The 21,166-nt window shown below is 37.6% G+C and carries 18 protein-coding genes and 3 pseudogenes; 18 read left to right on the top strand and 3 right to left on the bottom strand.

Features of this window, described 5'->3' with window-relative positions:
- Positions 1-11 precede the first annotated feature (11 nt).
- A pseudogene (locus tag Q360_RS26765) lies at positions 12-957 on the bottom strand (IS3 family transposase); the annotation flags it as partial.
- Positions 958-1,435: 478 nt separating this feature from the next.
- Between Q360_RS26765 and Q360_RS0116245 the strand changes: the two are divergent.
- The 15 genes and pseudogenes from Q360_RS0116245 (at position 1,436) to Q360_RS23680 (ending at position 18,428) form a co-directional block, all read left to right on the top strand.
- The gene (locus tag Q360_RS0116245; protein WP_027078016.1) at positions 1,436-1,804 is read left to right on the top strand and encodes an ArsR/SmtB family transcription factor; all 369 of its coding nucleotides are present in this window, start codon (positions 1,436-1,438) and stop codon (positions 1,802-1,804) included.
- 3 nt (positions 1,805-1,807) lie between these two features.
- Positions 1,808-2,404, top strand: coding sequence for a mercuric transport protein MerTP (merTP, locus tag Q360_RS0116240; RefSeq protein WP_027078015.1), 597 nt, complete (start codon positions 1,808-1,810; stop codon positions 2,402-2,404).
- Positions 2,404-2,613, top strand: a complete 210-nt coding sequence (locus Q360_RS26760; protein ID WP_084273486.1) for a GDCCVxC domain-containing (seleno)protein — start codon at positions 2,404-2,406, stop codon at positions 2,611-2,613. Before merTP ends, Q360_RS26760 begins: the two co-directional genes overlap by 1 nt.
- Before the next feature lie 210 nt (positions 2,614-2,823).
- Positions 2,824-3,132 carry a DUF6660 family protein gene (locus Q360_RS27270; protein ID WP_084273485.1) on the top strand — a complete coding sequence of 103 codons (309 nt, stop codon included), beginning with the start codon at positions 2,824-2,826 and terminating at the stop codon, positions 3,130-3,132.
- Positions 3,133-3,256: 124 nt separating this feature from the next.
- Positions 3,257-7,624, top strand: a complete 4,368-nt coding sequence (locus Q360_RS0116235; RefSeq protein ID WP_027078014.1) for a CusA/CzcA family heavy metal efflux RND transporter — start codon at positions 3,257-3,259, stop codon at positions 7,622-7,624.
- 36 nt (positions 7,625-7,660) lie between these two features.
- The gene (locus tag Q360_RS23685; protein WP_084273484.1) at positions 7,661-8,845 is read left to right on the top strand and encodes an efflux RND transporter periplasmic adaptor subunit; all 1,185 of its coding nucleotides are present in this window, start codon (positions 7,661-7,663) and stop codon (positions 8,843-8,845) included.
- Positions 8,846-8,860: 15 nt separating this feature from the next.
- Positions 8,861-9,277 (top strand): Fur family transcriptional regulator, encoded by a 417-nt coding sequence (locus Q360_RS0116225; RefSeq protein ID WP_027078013.1) that lies wholly within the window; start codon positions 8,861-8,863, stop codon positions 9,275-9,277.
- Between the two features lie 44 nt (positions 9,278-9,321).
- A complete protein-coding gene (locus Q360_RS0116220) occupies positions 9,322-11,301 on the top strand; it encodes a heavy metal translocating P-type ATPase (RefSeq protein WP_027078012.1) in 1,980 nt (659 codons plus the stop codon).
- Positions 11,302-11,641: 340 nt separating this feature from the next.
- Complete coding sequence (locus tag Q360_RS25390) at positions 11,642-11,896, top strand: DUF2927 domain-containing protein (RefSeq protein WP_084273483.1); 255 nt, start codon at positions 11,642-11,644, stop codon at positions 11,894-11,896.
- 149 nt (positions 11,897-12,045) lie between these two features.
- Positions 12,046-14,484: a TonB-dependent receptor gene (locus Q360_RS0116210; protein ID WP_027078011.1), complete on the top strand. Its 2,439-nt coding sequence runs from the start codon at positions 12,046-12,048 to the stop codon at positions 14,482-14,484.
- 9 nt (positions 14,485-14,493) lie between these two features.
- Complete coding sequence (locus Q360_RS0116205) at positions 14,494-15,768, top strand: PepSY-associated TM helix domain-containing protein (protein ID WP_027078010.1); 1,275 nt, start codon at positions 14,494-14,496, stop codon at positions 15,766-15,768.
- Between the two features lie 355 nt (positions 15,769-16,123).
- Complete coding sequence (locus tag Q360_RS0116200; protein ID WP_027078009.1) at positions 16,124-16,384, top strand: hypothetical protein; 261 nt, start codon at positions 16,124-16,126, stop codon at positions 16,382-16,384.
- Positions 16,385-16,762: 378 nt separating this feature from the next.
- A pseudogene (locus tag Q360_RS27505) lies at positions 16,763-17,044 on the top strand (RidA family protein); the annotation flags it as partial.
- A 34-nt stretch (positions 17,045-17,078) separates the two neighbouring features.
- On the top strand, positions 17,079-18,017 hold the full coding sequence (locus Q360_RS0116195; RefSeq protein ID WP_027078008.1) for a pyridoxal-phosphate dependent enzyme: 939 nt from the start codon (positions 17,079-17,081) through the stop codon (positions 18,015-18,017).
- Between the two features lie 156 nt (positions 18,018-18,173).
- Entirely contained in the window at positions 18,174-18,428 is a 255-nt protein-coding gene (locus Q360_RS23680) for a helix-turn-helix domain-containing protein (protein WP_051554774.1), read from the top strand.
- Between the two features lie 606 nt (positions 18,429-19,034).
- Here the strand turns inward: Q360_RS23680 and Q360_RS0116180 are convergent.
- Positions 19,035-19,328: a hypothetical protein gene (locus tag Q360_RS0116180; protein ID WP_027078006.1), complete on the bottom strand. Its 294-nt coding sequence runs from the start codon at positions 19,326-19,328 to the stop codon at positions 19,035-19,037.
- A 46-nt stretch (positions 19,329-19,374) separates the two neighbouring features.
- Between Q360_RS0116180 and Q360_RS0116175 the strand changes: the two genes are divergently transcribed.
- The 3 genes from Q360_RS0116175 (at position 19,375) to Q360_RS0116165 (ending at position 20,784) form a co-directional block, all read left to right on the top strand.
- Positions 19,375-19,746: a hypothetical protein gene (locus Q360_RS0116175; RefSeq protein WP_027078005.1), complete on the top strand. Its 372-nt coding sequence runs from the start codon at positions 19,375-19,377 to the stop codon at positions 19,744-19,746.
- 312 nt (positions 19,747-20,058) lie between these two features.
- Positions 20,059-20,415: a hypothetical protein gene (locus Q360_RS0116170; protein WP_156950145.1), complete on the top strand. Its 357-nt coding sequence runs from the start codon at positions 20,059-20,061 to the stop codon at positions 20,413-20,415.
- A gap of 120 nt (positions 20,416-20,535) precedes the next feature.
- Positions 20,536-20,784: a hypothetical protein gene (locus tag Q360_RS0116165; protein ID WP_027077103.1), complete on the top strand. Its 249-nt coding sequence runs from the start codon at positions 20,536-20,538 to the stop codon at positions 20,782-20,784.
- Between the two features lie 55 nt (positions 20,785-20,839).
- On the opposite strand, the pseudogene Q360_RS23675 reads toward Q360_RS0116165, so the two are convergent.
- A pseudogene (locus Q360_RS23675) lies at positions 20,840-21,166 on the bottom strand (ferredoxin--NADP(+) reductase); the annotation flags it as partial.

The raw sequence follows: 21,166 nt of genomic DNA, 5'->3' as shown, positions 1-21,166 counted from the left end.
TATGCCTAATATCTAAAGCTGTAATTGTGTTTATATACCCATTCTACTTTCAAACTCTTAAAGAATGATTTAGCTACAGCATTATCCCAACAGGTACCTTTTCTGCTCCTACTTTGTTTTACCAATCCATTATCGCTTTTTAGACTATTGGTAAATTTATAACTGGTATATTGAGGTTCTCTATCTGAGTTAAAAATAAGTTGTTCTGTAATTACATTAGATTTTATAGCCATATGCCATGCAGCAATAATGGTATCCTGTGTTGTTACATTATCGCTCATAGACCAGCCAAGGATTTTTCTACTGAACAAATCAATAATAACAGTTAAAAACATCCAACCCTGTTTGGTTTGAACATAGGTGATCTCCGATACCAAGACCTGGTTGCCCCAAAAACCTTAAAGTCCTGGTTAAGGATATTGGGTGCTATGGGTAGTTGTGTTCGCTGTTTGTCGTAATCTTGAATTTACGTTTCCTTCTGGCAAACAGATTATTGACCCTCATTGCCCTGGCTACCCTGGGTCTTGAGACACGATGACCTCTTTTGGATGGACCCCGTCCTAACCAATTGTAATACCCACTTTTACTTATCTTGAACATTTTGCATATCTTCTTAAGCTGGAAATTTAAATTTATAGTGTTTTACAAACCTATATTTCTCCAGTCTCCCTAGGAGAAGATGGCTATTGCCTTTTTTAGGATGTCGCGCTCTAGTTCGGCATTCCTTACCCTTTTCTTCCACTCGGCTATTTCTTTTTGTTCATCGGTCAATTTGGGGTTGCCCTTGCCTGGAAAACTATGCTTACCATATGAATTAGATTCCTTCCCCCAGCGGCTCAATACAGAGGTAGGTATGTCCAATTCTCTGCATATTTCCACAACGCTACTAGGTGCATAGCTCAACGCAATAGCCTTTTCCTTAAAATCTAAGGTGTACTTTCTTTTTTCTCTTGACATTTTTCAAAGTTAATTTTAAAAGCAAACACACTCTTAACTTTATGTCCAGTTAAATATAGTACGTCCAGTTTAGGTGTACTAGCCTAATTAAGTCAAAATAGGTTTATTTATACTTTAAGAGACTAGATGCTGCTCCTTAAAACATTCGTTTTATGGTCAGTATATAAAATTAAAATAGTTAGTCTTCCAAAATCAAGTGGGCATTAAAACGTGTGAAGTGTAAATTATTAAATGATAAAACTGCAACGTTACTATTCATCTCTTAAATAGGTGCTAGCAATAAAACGACCATTTAAATTTATTTTATCGTTTCCCTAAAATATTAATTAGTAGAACTACTAAAAAGAATGACAAATGGAACTAGAATCATCTATTTGAAAAAGGGGGTAAGATAGTTTCCTAAAACGGCAGTTTTAAAAAACAGTTCAATCATGTAGTTTAGCATTTGCTTAAATAATAAATCACTTATCTTTAAGTTATGGAAAAACCGATTTGTATAAGATTAGCGGCCGACGCTGAACAGATAATGGATTGTAGGTCTTCAATCCAAGGTCAGGAGGATTCTTTTATATCCGCTTCAGAGGTTCTGAGTTTAGCTGGAAATGCAGTACGTCTCAAGATATTATTTCTATTGCAAAGAGAAGCTCGACTTTGTGTTTGCGATTTGAGCGATATATTAGGTATGAACGTTTCCGCTATAAGTCAGCATTTGAGAAAGCTTCGGGATAGGGATTTGATATTTTCTAAGAAAGAGGCGCAAATTATTTTCTATGCGCTTAATCAGGAAAAGCTCTTTATGCTAAATCCGATTCTCAAATTACTAAAAAACAAAGAGGTAACATCATAGGTTATGGACATAAATAGCAAATTAGTGGGAACATCCGTATTTGCAGCAATAACAGCATCGCTTTGTTGTGTTGCTCCGGTTCTGGCATTGGTGGCGGGAACTACTGGGGCAGCTTCAACATTCTCGTGGGTCGAACCATTCCGACCTTACTTGATAGGTCTGACCGTCTTGATATTAACTCTTGCCTGGTATACAAAACTGAAACCAAAAAGTCAAGAGGAGATTAATTGCCCCTGTGAGGATAAAAAGCCCAAGTTTATTAATACTAAAAAGTTTTTGTTGTTAGTCTCCATATTTGCAGGAATTATGCTGGCCTTCCCGTTCTATTCAAGTGTTTTTTATCCAAACCCTCCAATTGCTAAAGAGATAATTTTTGTAGAACTATCGAACGTTAGAGAAATAAAGGTCGATATAGAGGGAATGACTTGTAAGGGTTGCGAAGCACACATCGAAAGCGAAGTGAACAAATTGAGTGGCATATTGACCGTAGATGCCAATTATGAAACTGCCAATACCATTGTCAAGTTTGATGAAAGCGAAGTGAAAATCAAGGCCATTGAGAAAGCCATTTCGGATACAGGATATAAAATAATTAAATGATGGCAGTAACATTGGAATCAATTATTACCTGTCCCAAGTGTGGACATAAAAAAGAAGAAGAAATGCCTACAACGGCCTGCCAGTTTTTCTACGAATGTGAAAACTGCAAAACTCTTTTAAAACCAAGAGAAGGAGACTGTTGTGTCTACTGTTCTTACGGAACTGTAGCTTGTCCTCCAATTCAAGAGGGGTCGAATTGTTGTGGTTAGAGGTTATCTTGTTTACTTTTAACGTTCGCTTATATGTACTTCCCGTATCCCCTACAAGGAAAATTATGGTGAGTACAAAAAGAAAATGCGTGAGACAATTTGCTATGCTTCTGTATTTTGTGATAGTCGTTCTTATAAGAACCGTTTTATGAATTTACCATATTATCCTTTTGCAACCCAGTTGCACAACAATTCTATTATCTTTGCAAGGTGAAATTATTTACAGTCATATTATCCATCTACTTTTTGGTGCTCAATTTAGTGCCTTGCGGCGATACCGATAATGTTGACGATGATTCTCAAGTAGTTTCTATAATGGATTATGATGGCGACCATGACCAAGACTGCGAGTTATGCTCTCCTTTCTGCCAATGTCATTGCTGCCATGTTCACACCGTAGATTTCGGTATTACAAACTTTGTACCACTCCAACCTGCAATTTCAAAAGAAAATTTTGTCCATTTCGATGGCCATGGTAAAGATATCTCCCACTCTCTTTTTCAACCTCCACGGGTCTAATTCAGTTTTTATAGGATAACTATATCCTGTTTAGATGTATTCCGTTTTCAGGAATATCAATCTCGTGCGCTTCTCATTGGTGAGAGCGCAAAACATTCGTTAAATTGAATTAATACCATTTTCTATGATTAACAGAATCATTGATTTTTCAATCAATAATAAGCTGATTATTGGGTTGTTTACCCTTCTCATTGCGGGTTGGGGAATCTACTCGCTCAATCAAATCCCTATTGATGCCGTACCGGATATTACCAATAATCAGGTACAAGTCATCACAACTTCCCAGAACCTTGCCGCGCAGGAAGTGGAGCAATTCATTACTTATCCTGTGGAACTGGCCATGGCAAATATTCCCGGTGTGGAAGAAATCCGTTCTATATCCCGTTTTGGGCTTTCAGTAGTTACCGTGGTCTTTGAGGAGGATATGGGAACATATCTGCCTCGTCAGCTTGTGAATGAAAAACTAAAAGAAGCAGAGGAAAACATCGGTTCAGATTTGGGAACACCTTCCATCGGCCCAATATCCACTGGACTTGGTGAAATCTATCAATATACGCTAGAAGTCGAACCTGGCTATGAATCCCAGTACGATGCCGTAAAGCTGCGAAGCATTCAGGACTGGATAGTAAAACGCCAATTGAGTATGACCCCAGGCGTAGTCGAAATAAGTAGTTGGGGCGGTTATATCAAGCAATATGAAGTAGCCATCGACCCTGCGGTATTGAATTCATATAACCTGACTTTGCCCGAGGTTTTTAATGCCCTACAACAAAACAATGCTAATACGGGAGGTAGTTATATTGAAAAAGGTCCTGAACTCTTTTATATCCGTAGTAAAGGACTGGCCAAGGATTTTGATGATATACGCCAAACCGTAATCACAAATAGAAACGGAGTTCCTCTTACGGTTGGGCAAATAGGAAAAGTTGGTATTGGTAAAGCACCACGTTACGGCGCCGCAACCAAGGATGGAAAAGGCGAAACCGTAGTCGGAATCGTTATGATGTTAAAGGACGCAAACTCTGCCGAAGTCATTACCCGTGTTAAGGATAACGTAGCCAAGATACAGCAGACTCTACCCGAAGGAATTACCATCAAGCCTTTCCTTGACCGCACCCGACTGGTTGAAAAAACGACATCCACCATTTCAGAAAACCTGATAATCGGCGGACTTATCGTAATATTTTTCTTGGTATTCCTCTTGGGAACGTGGCGTTCTGGTCTTATTGTGGCATCCGTTATTCCTCTTTCGATGTTATTCGCATTGGGTATGATGAACACCTTCGGTGTTTCCGCCAACCTAATGAGTCTGGGGGCTATTGATTTTGGAATTATTGTCGATGGAGCGGTCATCATTATCGAAGCAATGGTCGTCCTTTTGGTGGCAAGACTTGCCAAACTAAAGAATCTATCCAAAGCAGAGCGGAAAGCAGAGCTGAACAAATTAGCTTTCAAATCATCGTCACAGATGATGAACGCGGCTATTTTCGGTCAGATAATTATTTTGATTGTCTTTATACCTATTCTAACTCTTACAGGTATAGAAGGTAAAATGTTCCGTCCGATGGCACTTGTTTTCGGTTTTGCGATTATTGGGGCAATGATTCTATGCCTTACCTACGTGCCGATGATTGCATCCAGTCTGCTCTATTCCAAAAAACTGGATAAAAAGACTTGGGGAGATAAATTTATGGGATGGTTGGAACGCATATACCGTCCCGTTTTAGATTGGGCATTATCGGCCAAAAAATTGGTTGTAATAGGTGCGGTCGTTCTTTTGGGGATTGCGACTTTCATTTTTTCGACACTTGGTGGGGAATTTATCCCGAAACTGGACGAAGGCGACTTTGCATTGGAAACGCGAATGGCGCCGGGTACTTCCCTGACGGAAATGACCAAGAATATGACCAAACTCGAAGCCATTCTATTGGACAAATTTCCAGAGGTTTTAACAGTTGTAACCAAAATAGGTGCTGGAGAAATCCCTACCGACCCGATGCCAATCGAAGGTGCCGATATTATGGTCAGCCTGAAGAATAAGAATGAATGGGTCTCTGCAGAAAGTAAGGCCGAATTGGCAGAGCTAATGGAAGAAGCATTGTCCGTACTCCCGGGAGTAGATGTGGAATTTTCACAGCCCATCGAGATGCGTTTTAATGAACTAATGACGGGAATAAAACAGGATATCGCTGTAAAAATTTATGGAGAGGACTTGGATTTGTTACAGGAAAAAGGTGACGAGGCTGCGGAAATCATCAAGGGCATTACCGGTGCTGCGGATGTTCGGGTGGAACAGGTGGTGGGCCTTCCTCAAATCATAATCGACTATAAACGTAGCCGAATGGCAGAATACGGACTTACCATTTCGCAGCTTAACCAAATAGTCAGTACCGCTTTCGCAGGAGCAACTACCGGAAAAGTTTTCGAGGGCGAAAGAAGATTTGACCTAACCGTCAGACTTCAGGAAAAATCCCGTGATGGTATAACATCCATTCAGAACCTTTACGTACCACTTGCCAACGGCCAAAAAATACCATTGCGCGAAGTAGCAGATATTAATTTTGAGGATGCACCTGCACAGATTTCCCGTGACGATACAAGACGTCGTATCGTTATCGGAGTCAACGTGCGCAATCGAGATACGCAATCCCTTGTGGAGGAAATGCAGACTACGATACAGCAGCAACTAGACCTTCCACCGGGCTATTCAGTTTCTTATGGCGGGGAGTTCGAGAACTTGCAACGGGCGAAAAAGAGACTTTCATTAGTCGTTCCCTTGGCTTTAGTGCTCATTTTTGTCATCCTGTTTATCAGCCTTCGTTCCTTAAAGCAATCGCTATTAATCTATACGGCCATTCCTTTTGCAGCAGTGGGTGGCGTATTTGCACTTTGGCTGCGCGGTATGCCTTTCAGTATTTCCGCAGGGGTTGGTTTTATAGCCTTGTTCGGGGTGGCGGTACTTAATGGTCTGGTATTGATAAGCAGTCTGAACGAGCTGAAAGCTGATGGTGTGACCGACTTAAAAACCCGAATCAGAAAAGCGACCAAATCGCGCTTGCGACCTATTTTTTTGACCGCAGTAACCGATATCGTTGGCTTTCTGCCAATGGCACTTTCCAGTTCTTCGGGCGCGGAAGTACAACGGCCTTTAGCAACTGTGGTCATTGGTGGACTGTTTACGGCCACCTTGCTCACATTATTCGTTTTACCGGTTTTGTACAGCTGGTATGAAAAACCCAAAAAGATAAAAATAAATCCTGCAATAGCAACGGTCTTGATGTTTTTAGTTGTCTCGTTTTCCATGAAAGCGCAAACCGTACAGAAAAGTACAGGTATTTCTTTAACGGAACTTCAGGAGCGTGCAACGAGCAACAACCCAATGTTGAAAGCTGACAGTCTAACCGTTTATAAAAACAAGAAACTCCAAGGAACGGCCTTCAATCCCTCGAATACTAGTTTTTTCTATTCCGAAGAAGAAATGCCTGGAAGCGGTGTCAACCAGTCTAATTTAGGGAGCGGCATCAATAGTTATGGTATCCGCCAGAAATTTGATTTTCCAACGACCTATATCCAACGTTCACAACTCTTGAAGCAGCGCTTAGTTGTTGCTGAAAACAGCTACCGATTACAAAAAAACGAGCTGGAAAGACAGGTGGCGACAGCTTATTATATATGGGTCAATGGATGGCAGCAAGTTGAATTTTACAATCAACTAGATAGTCTATATGACAATTTCGAGAAAGCCGCCAAGCTTCGTTACCATACAGGGGAGACTACTAAATTAGAGCAATTGAATGCCAGTAGCAAGCGGAAACAAATCGAACTAAAACTGAAAGAATCACTAGTGCTTTTCAATTCCGCAGCTTTGGAATTGAAACAATTGACGGCTTCGGAAATGTCTAATGAGGATTATCCTTTAGAGTTAGAACATAAACCCCTTTTAAGTTCGAAAGACGATAAAGAACTGACAGAGGATAATGCCTTTCTTTCCTATCGAAACGAGTTGGTCAATCTTGCCAAGGAAGAAACCGACGTACAACAATCCCAATGGTTGCCCGATATCAACTTGCAATATTCTATACAGAACGTTAATGGAACGAGCGGATTCTATGGTTTTCAAGCAGGGTTAAGTATTCCATTGTTTTTCAATTCTCAGAAAGCGAGCGTTCAAGCCCTAAAAATTGATAAAATGCGCCAAGAAGAACTGTTCAAAAACGATAGATTGAACATAAGTAAAAGGCTCGCAACAGCCTCTGCAAATTATGAGCAATGGCTAAATCAAGTAGCATATTATGAGGAAACCGGTCTACCAATGAGTGAAGAACTGCTAGACGGGGCTTCGCTTTCCTTCCGTGTGGGCGGTATCGATTATATCGAATATATTCAAAGCCTCTCAGAAGCTATAAATATAAAGACCAATTGGTTCGATGCCCTGCTCAACTATAACCTGTCGGTGGTCGAACTTGAATACTTAACTGCAAAAAATAAATAAATTGAGCCCATTATGGGTATTTAAAATATTATATAAATGAAATATTTATCAAAAATAACGGTCTTATGCTTATCGATTTTATGGTTGACCGCCTGTAAGGATAAACAGAGCGATACTGCTGAAACCAAATCGGAAAGTCCTGAATCAGAACATCACGAAGAAGGACATATTAGCCTAACAGAGTCACAGGCGGATGATGCCGGACTTGCCTATGGCACTTTTGGTGAGGAAGAAATCAAAATTGCTATTCAAGCAAACGGTAATATAGAGCTACCTCCCAACAATATGGCTTCTATTTCTCCACTTTTGGATGGTTTTGTGGTCAAAATCAACTTCTTGGAAGGCGATGTGGTCAAAAAAGGTCAGGAGTTGGTAGAATTGAAAGATCCGGCCTATGTGAAACTACAACAGGAATATTTGAGCGTTTACGGTAGCCTGAACTATTTAGAACAGGAACTCGAACGCCAACAGATTCTGAACGATGCCGATGTTGGCGCAAAGAAAAACCTGCAACAAGCGCAATCCCAATATTCAGCAAAAAAAGCGGAACTCGCTGCTTTGAGGGAGCAGTTAAGTTATGTGGGCATTAGTGCTAATGCCATAGAAAACGGCAAAATTCAAAACCGTGTGTATCTACGTGCGCCTTTCGGTGGCACGGTCACATCGGTTTCTGCACATACCGGTGAGAAAGTAATGTCGGGCCAAGAGATTATGCAAGTCATCAATCGGGAGCATATGCATCTGGAGCTTCAACTATTCCAAAAAGACATTCCCAAAGTCAAGAAAGGTCAAAAAGTACAGTTTACCATTCCAGCCTTTGAAGATAATTCCGTTTATGAAGGAGAGGTTTCCTTGGTAGGTAAAAATTTGAACATGGATTCAAAAACCATCAGGGTACACGCCCATTTCAAAGAGAATGAGACGTTGATACCTGGGCTATATACAGAAGCAAAGATTATGCAGAACAACAAAAAAACCAGAGTATTACCAACTTCGGCAATAATCACGGATAAAGGAACATCCTACTTCTTCATTAAAACCGAAACAAATGGAAACGAAATCGATTATCAAAAGGTCGCTTTTGAGCCGGGTATTAAATCGAAAGACTATATCCAAATAAAAAGCTATGATAAAATAAAAGATACCACCTCAATTGTATTGAAGGGTACATTTACATTAAAAGCTGTTATGAACAAATCGGAGGGTGGACATCAAGATTAAAGCAAAAAACGAATTATGACCAAAATAGAAAAAACATTGGAAAACAAAAGTGTACGTCCTACGGCGATGCGCATCTTGATTTATAAGTATATGGCCGAAAAGAAAATCGCGGTCGCCATGACCGATATTGAGAACGTCTTCGAAAAAGCCGAAAGAACAACCCTATACCGCACCCTAAAAACATTTGAAGAAAAGGGAATCGTACATCAGATAGATGATGGCACGAACATTTCCAAATTCGCCTTATGCGAACTAGGATGCAGTTGCGAACTCGACCAAGATTTACACCTTCATTTCCATTGCAGTAACTGTAATGAAACGGTCTGTTTGACCGAGCATAAAATACCACATATCAATTTGCCCGAAGGTTATATCGCTGAGGAGGCAAATTTGGTTTTAAAAGGAATATGTGATAAATGTAGTGGGCATTAATTGCACTTCTGTTGCATTGAAAAATTAAAGACCTTGCTATCATTATGAAAAAGAAAAAAGAAAACCTTCGGGACATTGATATCAAAGCACATTCTGGCGGGGATAGCCACGACGATGGGCATAACCATGGCAGTCCAGAAAGTGTGTCAAACTTTAAAACCTATTTGCCTGCAATCTTTAGCTTTGTATTACTCATTATAGGTATTGCAATAGATTATTTTGATGTTTTTCTATTTTTTGAAGGCTGGGTGCATATAGTATGGTACACGGTTGCATACGTTCCTGTTGGTTTCCCTGTCATCAAGGAAGGGTGGAACAGTATTAAAAACGGCGATTTATTTACAGAGTTCCTGTTGATGTCTATAGCAACTCTAGGGGCATTTGCCATAGGCGAATATCCCGAAGGCGTGGCCGTAATGCTCTTTTACGCTGTAGGGGAACTGTTTCAGAGCGCAGCCGTTAACCGGGCCAAAGGAAACATTAGGGGATTGTTGGACGTGCGCCCCAATGAGGCTTTAGTTTACCGTGACGGGGTTTTTATTTCGGTCAATCCCGAAACCTTACAGATAGGGGAGAAAATTCAGGTTCGTGTGGGCGAGAAGATACCTTTGGACGGCAAACTGCTATCTAATAAAGCATCAGTCAATACGGCTGCCATAACGGGCGAAAGTAAGCCTGATACTATTGCCACGGGCGACAAAGTTTTTGCAGGTAGCATCAATCTTGATGGTGTTATTGAAATTGAGACAACTAAAGAATTCAAGGACAGTTCCATTGCCCGCATTCTGGATATGGTACAAAATGCCACCTCCCAAAAATCAAAGACGGAATTATTCATCAGAAAATTTGCGCGGATTTACACACCCATTGTCGTTTTCCTAGCAATCGGACTGACGTTCTTTCCCTACTTTTTTGTAGATGATTATGTATTTCGAGATTGGTTATACAGAGCTTTGATTTTCTTAGTTATTTCCTGTCCCTGTGCATTGGTTATTTCCATTCCTTTGGGCTATTTTGGGGGATTGGGAGCTGCATCCCGCAACGGTATCCTGTTTAAAGGTGCGTCTTTCTTGGATGCAATGACCAAGGTGAATACTGTGGTAATGGATAAGACGGGAACCGTCACTAAAGGAGTTTTTAAAATCAAGGAAGTCGTAAATAGTTTGGATTTCGAGGAAGCAGAATTTATGGGATACTTGATGGCGATGGAAGAGCAATCCACCCATCCAATCGCAAAGGCCATATTGGAATATAAAGCCGAAGGGGAGGACTTTGAAGTTTCAGAAGTTTCAGAAATTGCGGGTAAAGGTCTAAAAGGAACTGTCAACGGAAAAATTGTTTTGGTCGGAAATAAAATCTTAATGACAAGCAATGGAATAGACGTTCCTTCTGGAACTGATACCATCGTTGAATCGATAGTTATGGTAGGCATCGATGGTCAATTTGCTGGCTACGTAACCATTGCAGACGAACTGAAGGACGATGCACATCAAGCCATCAAAGAAATTCGGGAATCAGGTATCTCTAAAATAATAATGCTTTCAGGAGACAAAGATTCCATAACACAGCAAATTGCTAAAGAACTGGGAATTGATTGGGCAAAGGGCGGGTTGTTGCCTGAAGACAAGCTTAATGAAGTAGAACAGCTAAAAAAGCAACAAAGTACCAAAGTTGCCTTTATAGGCGACGGCATCAATGATACGCCTGTATTAGCTGCAAGCGATGTAGGTATCGCAATGGGTGGTCTTGGTAGCGATGTAGCTATTGAAACCGCAGATGTTATCATCCAGAACGACCAACCTAGTAAAATCGCAAGGGCCATTCGGATTGGTCGTTCCACACGAAAAATTGTGTGGCAGAACATCATTCTAGCATTTGGTGTGAAAATTATTGTTCTTATTCTGAGTGCAGGAGGATTGGCAACAATGTGGGAAGCTGTCTTTGCTGATGTAGGTGTTGCATTATTGGCTATTTTGAATGCGGTTCGGTTACAGAAGATGAAGTGGCAGAATAAAGTCCAATAAAATTAAAGTTTTATGGGACTAAAAAAAATTTGCCATCACATCCAATGAAAACCAGTTCTGCAACAGCCACGGCCGTTTAAATGAACTCTGATTGATTCCAGAAAGATGAATTAAACGAAAGGCTATCAAAAACCATAGCAGAAATAAATGAACTTGCCACGGATAGGTTTTTCATGCAAATATTTGAAGATAGCACCATACCTAGTTGTCATATCTTCTTTGGTAAGGGAGAAGATTTTCTTGCGAAGTTTCCTGAATTCAATTATCCTATGAATTATAATAGTTTGTCTAGGGTGCGTGTTTGATGGGATGAAAATATTATAAATAAAGCGCTTATTTTATAGATAAGCGTCGTACAAATTTAAGACAACAGAAGAGTCTTGTTTTAGAAGAAGTAACCCAATCCTTAGGTTTAGGTAGAGACTCCCTAAAGTTTACAGATAGCATGCGCTTTGAAACAGCAGGTGATGGTGGTTTTGCTACGGAATATTCAGACCTCGATAAAGAAGTAATAGGTTTATTATATCATCCAGAAATGGCAGTGGGTCCAAATAAAGTAAAGCACGTGCTGAAGGACATTCTCTCGAATAACTAAGTTGTTAGATATTTCCACACAAACCCTTCAATAGCCCAGTAAATTTTGTGATTATTATTTTTATTAGGATTAAATATAGATAAATTTTTTTGCTAGGATAATTACTCTAGTTTTGCTTATCTTAATTAAATCTAAATAAACATAATAACATGAAAAATAAAATATCGCTGTTTACAGCACTACTATTTAGTATTGTCATTTTCTCCCAACAATCCTCTATAAGCGGTGTTGTGAAGAATCAATTAAATCAACCCATAGAGTTTGCAAACATTGCAATTGAAGGTAAATCACAAGGAGCGGTCACAGATAAAGACGGAAACTTTACAGTTACTAATCTGAAAAGTGGGTCCTATATCGTTAGAGCTTCCTACGTGGGCTACTATGACTCAAAGCTAGGTGTAAGCATTGGGGGAAATCAAAACATGACGCTAAACTTTGAATTAAAAGAACAATCCGTATTGTTGCAAGCAGTCGAGGTTACGGGTAGAAAGGCAAAAACTTATGATAATGCTATTTCCTATGCTGCTACCAAAATAGGTACATCCATAAAGAACACCCCTCAAACAATCAGTTATGTTACCAAAGAAGTAATGGACGATCAGCAAGCATATACTATTAATGATGTTGTGAAAAACATAAGTGGTGTTAATCAATTTTCATTTTACGATGATTTTACTATTAGAGGTTTTAGATCGCAACAAGAGACCATTAATGGTTTAAGGGTAATAGGTCTTTTTGGCCCACAAGCATTAACGGCTAACTTAGAAAGAGTAGAGGTTATAAAAGGACCTTCATCTATTTTATTTGGTAATGGTTCTCCTGGAGGAACCATGAACAGGGTTACTAAAAAACCTCTGGATGAAGATAGAAAAGCTCTTACGTTTACAACAGGAAGCTTCAATACCTTAAGATCAACCTTAGATTTTACTGGAAAACTAAATGAAAGTAAAAGCTTGTTGTATCGTTTAAACATGGCGTATGAAAATTCAAACTCCTTTAGAGATTTGCAACAAAGAAAATCTTTTATGGTTGCTCCTTCTATATCTTTTTTACCAACAGATAAAACCCGTATAAATTTTGATTTGGTAATTACAAATTTTGACAATAAGTTGGATCGAGGTCAACCAATATTTGGTGCATCTGCAGGTACTGACCTTAATTCTACCCCTATAAACTTTGCCATTGGTGCAGCTAATGATTTTCATTTGACAGAGTCAGTTTATAGCACCCTTTCGTTAAGCCATGAGTTTACAGACAACTTTTCTTTTAATGCCTCTTATATGCGGTTTGGGTATGAAGAAGATTTATTCGAACATAGAACTTCAAATCGTTTTGCGGTAGATGCAGATGGTAATCAAATACCAACTTTAATGGGTATGCGTATTTCTGCAAGAAATCAAAAGTTCGTAACCGATAACGTTTCCTCTTTCTTTAAATGGGAAACCAAAACAGGAGCAATAGAACATAAAATACTCGTTGGATTTGATTACTATCAGAATACCAGACCAGTTGGTGGCGGTAACATTTTTACCAGTAGTGGTGCAATTTATAGAACGGTAGATGGTGGTTTGGCTACATATGATCCAGATAACAGAGCAAATTTCCTTTTTGGCGACGATGGCAACCCCTTACCTAATATTCCACATTTCGATTTAGAGAATCCAACGTATAATTTAGCGTTTCCAAGTGACTACATTCTTGGCAGAAATGAAAGAGGTGCCACTAAAGAATATTCTTCTGGTATTTACATACAGGACCAGATTAAATGGAATAAGCTGAATGTTCTTGTAGGGCTACGTCAAGAATACTTTAAGAACATTGTTAATTTTGAAGAAGCAGACGAAGAAATAGTTGATCAACAAAAGCTCTTACCTAGACTGGGGGTGGTTTATGAAGCAACTAAATCAATCAACGTTTATGGAACCTACACAGAAAGTTTTCAGCCAGTAGGTGCAAATACATTACTAGATTTAGAGACTGAAGGCTTGGAACCTTTTGAACCTTTTGAAGGCCAAATGTTCGAAGCTGGTATTAAAAGCACCTTCTTTAAGGACAGATTGTCTGCTAATTTCGCGGTATATAAAATTGACAACAAGAATATTATTATCAACGATCCCGATACTGGATTTGCGGTGCAGAGAGGTGCAGAAGAAGCAACGGGGTTTGAAGTAGACATTAATGGTAGAATAGGGTCAAGTTTAAGTATTACCGCCAATTATGCCTATAATGACGCTAGTATTACAGAAAGTGATGTTCCTGATGAAATTGGTTTGCAAAAAGAAAATGCGCCTTTCCACTCAGGAGGATTTTTCGCTAATTATGCGTTTAAAAATAGTCCTCTTAATGGTGTAAATGTAAATTTTGGAACTAATTTTGTTAGCGAACGTAATACCTTTGAACGAGACCTACAATTACCTTCATACTTGGTATCTATGGCAGGTATTTCTTATAAAATAAACAAAGTCAAACTAGCCTTGACCGTTAATAACATATTTAACGAAACGCATTGGGTTGGTGGTTACAGTTACGTACGTCTATTTCCAGGAGCACCGAGAAACTATTTGCTGAGTATTGGTTATACATTTTAAAAAAAAAGATTGAAAATACTATCTAAAAAACTATTTTTTCACATTCATAGTTGGATAGGAGTACAGCTAAGCATACTATTTTTTATAGTATGCTTTTCTGGTACTCTAGCTACCTTAAGCAACGAGTACGATTGGCTATTTTTTCCTGAAATAAGAGCAGTTGATAATGGAAAAACAGCTTCGTATAATAATATGGTTTCAAATATCCAAAAAGCTTACCCAGAGGGTAGAATCGGAGCATTTTTTGGCACAGACGAAGCCTATCTATGTACAATAGTACACGTTATAAACAACAAACAACGATACTATGTTTTTGTAAACCCATACACAGGTAAAGTGCAAGGAGCAACTACATTAACCTTTCAACGTTTCTTTAGAAATTTACACTATTTCTTATACATTCCTCCTCAAATTGGAAATTACGTGGTATTATTCTTTGGGTTCACCCTGCTGATTTCTTCTTTGACTGCGCTGTATTTTTATAAAAAATGGTGGAAAAAACTTTTTCAACTCAAAATAGGAAAAGGAAAACTAGTTTTTTACCGAAGCTTGCACAGGCTAGTAGGGATTTGGTCTGTACCTTTTGCCATATTATTTTCGGTAACTGGTATTTGGTATTTTGCAGAGAGGTCAGGGATAGGGGCTATTTCTAAAAAAGCTAATCCGAGTGTTGCACAGATTCAAACTCCAGACAATGTTGAGCCTGAAAAATTAGAAGCATATACCTTAGATTTTGATAAAGCCGTAAAAATTGCCGAAGCGGAAATACCAAATTTAAAAGTCATGACTGTCTTACCACCTCGAGACACAAAAAGTTCATGGTATTTAACAGGTAAAAGTGATGTGCCATTGGTTAGAAATAGAGCAAATCGTGTCTATTTACATCCTTTAAATTATACGGTATTAACAATTCAGGAAGCAGATAAGATTTCAACTGTTACTTGGTTGAATGATGCTGCAGACCCCTTACATTTTGGAAATTGGGGCGGACTAGTGACTAAAATAATTTGGTTTATTGGTGGTATGGCGATATCCTCCTTGATTCTAACCGGAGTATGGATTTATGTTAAACGAAATTCAAGAAGGAAAAAGAAGAAACCTAAAATATGGTTATACATCAACTGGTCCATAGTTGCGGTTATAAACTTCTGCATGTTTACGGTATTAAGAACAAGGTATCTAGCTTCTTATAACATGCTGATAGTATTAGGCATTTCTGTGCTTCTTTTAATTCTCTTAACCTGGTATTTATTTGTAAAGAAAATGAGGATTAAAGAAATTTAAATCCTGAAGGGTATAATAAAAATTAAATCAACTTACATGTTTTATTGGGCGAACTAATGGTTATAAACAAACATTGTATTTAGTAGCTTAAGCTTTCAAACTCTAATTTATTTCGAAAGGATTTTTAAAAAGCGATAAAATTCTAATTTCATCCTGTTGGTATAGATAAGATAACTAGCATTCTTCAATATTATAAACTCTTAAAAAAATGCACAGATTACTATTTTTCATCTTCTTATTGCCGTTAAACATAGTTGCGCAGGAAGGGTACATAAAGTTACCGCAAGCGAAAACTTAAAAAACAAGCTATATCATCAATAAAAACGTTACTGGAAATGACCATTTAATAAAGCATTTGGAAACTTCAAAACAAGATGTGAAAAATAAAAATGAAGAAATATCAGTTTTAAAAGACAAACAAAATCGAGCAAGTTCGGACTATTGTAATCTCACAGAACAAGGCATCTTATTTGTAGATTTGAAAGAAAAAATCGCATCTAGAAAACAAACGGAATTGAATGAATTTTTCAGAATGAATAATCAAACCGACATTTACGCTGACGGCTATTTAGTAGAACATAAAGGTATAAGACTGCATTCAATAGTATTACCGTGATTGAAGTTGTGACACCAGATGAAGCCAACGGGCTTAAAAGTAAAGTTCTAAATATATGGACTATGGAACAAAGTGAAAGATATGAGTAAAAACATCACTACGTAGAAAAACGTGTAATAGAGAGTCATGTCATTAATGCTATCTTTGCTATTTAAGTAAAATTCTATATAAATTTATGAAATCGCTAAATATTTGGGATTCAGTTTTGGACAAAAAACTAATAATTTTAGCTTAGTGTGAGACCATAAATTCGCTGGATTTTCGCCCTACACTAATACCGGTATTAACGTTAATATTAACTAAGAGACACGAACAGTATCTAAGATGAAAATCATAGAAACGCCTAATATGCCTGCTAGCAAATGACATTATTCACAATGCATAGCGCACAATGGTCTTCTATATTTATCAGGACAGCTACCTATTAAAAATATCACTGCTACAATTGAAGAGCAGACCATTTTGGTTTTAAATAATATTAAAAAAATTCTAAAAGAAGCAGGAAGTACTAAAAATAATATATTAGAGATGCGTGTTTATATTTCTGATATGAAACTATGGGATAAAGTTAATAATGTATACCGCCGGTTTTTCGAAAACCATAAACCTGTAAGGTGTATTATTCCAACTTGTGACTTACATTTCGGATGCTTAATCTAAGTAGAAGTAACAGCCCTTTTAAATACTTAAACCTATGTATAAGCAAGATCTTATTGAAGTTCACCAAAGAATTGAACCTTACATTCATAATACTCCTGTTTTGAGCTCAAAGCTAATCAACGAAATTGCTGGAACCTCTTTGGTTTTTAAATGTGAGAATTTCCAAAAAATGGGAGCATTTAAAATGCGAGGAGCAACAAATGCTATCATACAATTATCAGAAAAGAAAAGAAAAAAAGGTGTTGTAACTCATTCTTCTGGAAATTTTGCCCAAGCCCTTTCTTTAGCAGCAAAAAGCCTAGGAGTCAAAGCTTACATCGTTATGCCTTCTTCTGCTCCACAAGTAAAAAAAGACGCTGTTAAAGGATATGGTGGGGAGATAATTATTTGTAAACCCACACTAGAAGCCAGAGAAGCAACTGCTAAAGAAATCGAACAAAGTAAAGGAGCAACCTTTCTTCATCCATCTAACGATATGGATGTCATACTAGGTCAAGGAACAGCAGGAAAAGAACTATTAGAGGACTATCCCAATCTAGATTATATTTTTGTGCCTGTTGGAGGTGGTGGTCTGGTAGCTGGAACAATTTTAGCTGCTAAACATTTTGGAAATAATTGTAAAGTTATAGGCGGAGAACCCTTTGAGGTTGATGACGCTTATCGATCTCTAATAAGTGGAAAAATAGAGTCGAATAAATCTACTAATACAATAGCTGATGGACTTAAGACTCAATTAGGAGATAAAAATTTTCCCATTATTCAAGAGGGGATAGAAAAAATAGTTCGTGTTACAGAACAAGAAATTAAAGAATCAATGCTATTAATATGGGAACGCTTAAAAATAGTTTGTGAGGCCTCCTGTGCAGTAGCATTGGCTGCTTTACTAAAAGAAAAAGAAAATTATAAAAACAAGAAGATAGGAATTATCATTTCTGGAGGAAACGTAGATTTAAGTACGTTACCATTTAGTTAAAACCTAAGAAAAAGCTATTGCTAACAAAGAATACAATTTATTGCTTATTCAAGCCTATTTACGAATACTCTCGTGGGTTTTCTATTGAGTTTTGTTTAATAAAAGTTCCTGACCTTATTGGGTGGCAGCAGCCTATGTTTTGAAATAATGCGCTCCATGGCCAAACGTTTATACTTTAAGGATGTAGTGGCATCAGAAATATCCTTTGGTGTCCCTGAATATCGTGTTTTAACAATCTTGCATTACTTCAAAAAAATCTCAAATAGACCTGTTGCCGAGACTCTATTTAGGGTGGACTTTAACCGAAAAGAAATAGCAAATTTTGCCAGGCTTCGTGTAGATACTGTAAACCGAACCATTAAGTCATTGGGGCATGAGGGCCATTTAAAGAGTATTGGTGGATTTGTCTAGATGCCGTTATTAATCAAAAGGTAATTTTTAAATCATACATCTTAAATAAGAGTATTTCTTTAACTGATTTAATCAATTCGACCTTTTGTTAAAGGCTCTGAATAGCGCTAGCCTATTTCTTTAAACAGAGCGAACTACAAATTAGTTTAATTTTCTGCTATTTTATCTTTAAATGAGTGTTCAAGGAAAAAGAATTTAGTTGATTATTTTCCAATATGGTCTTTGAAGAAATTTATTTTAAACTCTGAATTACTGATTATACTTTTCAAAATATCGCCTACAACTACGAACGTGAAAACCCAATTTTTAGAATGAGGAAACTAAATTTGAGCATACAAGGTTATTCATTTAGATCTTCCTGTTAAAAGTAAGAAACATACTTTTGGGCCTTGTCAGAATCGTTTGATTAAACTTTTTAGTTCTGTAAAAGTGAATTGCCAGAACAACCAAATAAAACAATAGGTGGAACTGAAATAGTTCTGATTGTCGGTGTTTTGAAATCGTTCCATACTATGTCAGTTGTATGGAAGAAACGTAAAGCCCCAATCTCGATTAAGAAATTAAGGCTTTTCAAACTCAAACTAAATCTATTCGTTTTTTACCTGATTAATTGATTGATCCTCCTGCAGTTACATTGAAACTATTAAAACTAGAATTAGTTTCAGAATTGTACTCATAAAAACCGTTTAAGTTTTGGTCAGGATTTATCAGTTGAAAATACAAGGCAGTATCAAATTTATTAGAATTAGGGAAACCAAATCCAGTTGTTAAAGGTATCTCAGCAATTACTTCAACGGTTTGCGCATTTAAATCTAATTTAGACCATCTTGAATTAGGCTTATTAAGTACTAAGTTTACCAATTCGTCATACTCATTTTCTGTTATGGCTCCAGTGGCCAATAGAAATATTAGTTTATTAACGCCTGGAAGGTCTGCTTAGGAAGAATTGGAAGCGTACGCTATACCATTACTACCGGGTTGGCTATTGTTGTCCATAGCTGGCTTATTCTGGAACGACTATCAAAAACTAAATAGAAACTATTTGTTGCTCGGCAGCGGATTGGGTCTGTTAATACCGTTTGTAAATGGATTCGTAACCCGTGATTGGATGTGGACCACATTAAGCAAAGGTGAATACTATGTGTTTAGTGTTGATGCCAGTTGGCTCGTTATTGGGATTTCTGGTTTGCTCATTTGTCGCTATTATTTACAGAAAAAGGAAACGGTACAGAAGACACTTCGAAATAATGAAGGATTAACCGATTTTATAGAGGAACGTACTCCCATCCTTCACCGTATTTCTGAGACTAAGCTATGAAAAGTAACCTTTGATAAAATCTAATAATTAGTATTTATTCTTGGAGAGTTTTAATCTCGTAAAGGGTCAAGAAATAGTATAATTAGGAAGGTAATAGTCAGGTTAATAAAAGAAAACGTTTTAAAGAACAGTATTCAATAACTAGTTAAATATCATTCTTTAAAGAAATGAATTTTTATGAATTACTAAGGCGATATTTAAGGCTGTTTAAACCGTTCTTAAGAAAAAATAATCTAACATAAGTTTAGCTTAAAAAATCAAATGACGTTTGAAAAAATACATAATTACACAATTAATAGTGGTTCAAAAACCATGAAAATCAATTTCAACTATGGTGGAGAACGTATAAATGTGAACCTATGCGATGAAAAAAATGGGTTTTTAGCGTCATTAGTTAAGCATCATGGTCTAACCGGCCTATCTTTCGATTCTCAAAACCAGATGATACGAATTGATTCCAGAGTTAAGGGCGAGCAAGCGAGTCAGTCCGGTTTTAACGTGTGTAGCGATGAAAACTGTAAGGAGCCCTATTCAGTCTTTTCTATTGATAAATTTAGCAAAGAGCGGTCGAAAGCTATTGCTACACCAATGCTAGTATTCAGCATTTGCAGGATTTTTATTTGGCAACCTAATCTAATAGAATCTCTATTTTCCGAACCCCTTTACTAGAAACCAACTACCCTTCTTATTTTTAAACAATCTAAATTCAAATTACTGATAATCAGTTATTTAAATTGTTTCTAAGCCTTGATGCTTGTAGTTTCGTATAGAATCTAAAAATATATTGTTATGTCTATAAGATTAGGAAACAGTTGCATCAATTGCGACAATTTAATGGAAGGTAATACTTGTAAAGTACACAGTGTACAAGTAGGAAACAGCTATACGTGTGACAGCTTTGAAATGAAAGCTGCGCTCAAAGTCGAAGCGGACTGCGTAACATGCATACGATTTGAAGCAAGTGATTGTGCAAACCCACAAAAAGCTGCACCAGGAATGTCCTGTAACCATTGGGCACCACAGAAAGCATCAGCTTAAATACTGTCAAAAATATAATGTAAGAAGTCGGCCTTAATCGCCGACTTTTTACATTTTAAAGAATACGCCTCACAACCGCTTTTTCTGCCTCCTTTTTTGTTCCGTCAAAACCTTCGACCCCTCCAACGGTAGTATATTTAAGTACGTATTTTTTATCTGGATTGATGATATTATATGCAAACTGACACATAACGGCCGCCTCATGGAAACCCGATAGAATCAGCTTCAATTTACCTTCGTAGGTATTGACATCACCAATGGCGAATATTCCGGGAATATTGGTGCCGTAATCTTTGGCATTATTTACTTTAATTGCATTTTTTTCGATTTCCAAGCCCCAATTGGCTATTGGACCAAGCTTTGGGGAAAGCCCGAAAAGGGG

The organism is Maribacter antarcticus DSM 21422 (genome assembly GCF_000621125.1).
GTDB lineage: Bacteria > Bacteroidota > Bacteroidia > Flavobacteriales > Flavobacteriaceae > Maribacter > Maribacter antarcticus.
The sequence above is the reverse complement of the archived record's forward strand: the minus strand, read 5'-3'. Positions and strand labels throughout refer to the sequence as shown.

Excerpts from the sequence above, each read along its gene's own strand:
- Q360_RS0116245 (WP_027078016.1), top strand. The coding sequence starts at position 1,436 with ATGGAAAAACCGATTTGTATAAGATTAGCGGCCGACGCTGAACAGATA.
- merTP (WP_027078015.1), top strand. The coding sequence starts at position 1,808 with ATGGACATAAATAGCAAATTAGTGGGAACATCCGTATTTGCAGCAATA.
- Q360_RS26760 (WP_084273486.1), top strand. The coding sequence starts at position 2,404 with ATGGCAGTAACATTGGAATCAATTATTACCTGTCCCAAGTGTGGACAT.
- Q360_RS0116235 (WP_027078014.1), top strand. The coding sequence starts at position 3,257 with ATGATTAACAGAATCATTGATTTTTCAATCAATAATAAGCTGATTATT.
- Q360_RS23685 (WP_084273484.1), top strand. The coding sequence starts at position 7,661 with ATGAAATATTTATCAAAAATAACGGTCTTATGCTTATCGATTTTATGG.
- Q360_RS0116225 (WP_027078013.1), top strand. The coding sequence starts at position 8,861 with ATGACCAAAATAGAAAAAACATTGGAAAACAAAAGTGTACGTCCTACG.
- Q360_RS0116220 (WP_027078012.1), top strand. The coding sequence starts at position 9,322 with ATGAAAAAGAAAAAAGAAAACCTTCGGGACATTGATATCAAAGCACAT.
- Q360_RS0116210 (WP_027078011.1), top strand. The coding sequence starts at position 12,046 with ATGAAAAATAAAATATCGCTGTTTACAGCACTACTATTTAGTATTGTC.
- Q360_RS0116195 (WP_027078008.1), top strand. The coding sequence starts at position 17,079 with ATGTATAAGCAAGATCTTATTGAAGTTCACCAAAGAATTGAACCTTAC.
- Q360_RS23680 (WP_051554774.1), top strand. The coding sequence starts at position 18,174 with ATGGCCAAACGTTTATACTTTAAGGATGTAGTGGCATCAGAAATATCC.
- Q360_RS0116170 (WP_156950145.1), top strand. The coding sequence starts at position 20,059 with ATGAAAATCAATTTCAACTATGGTGGAGAACGTATAAATGTGAACCTA.
- Q360_RS0116165 (WP_027077103.1), top strand. The coding sequence starts at position 20,536 with ATGTCTATAAGATTAGGAAACAGTTGCATCAATTGCGACAATTTAATG.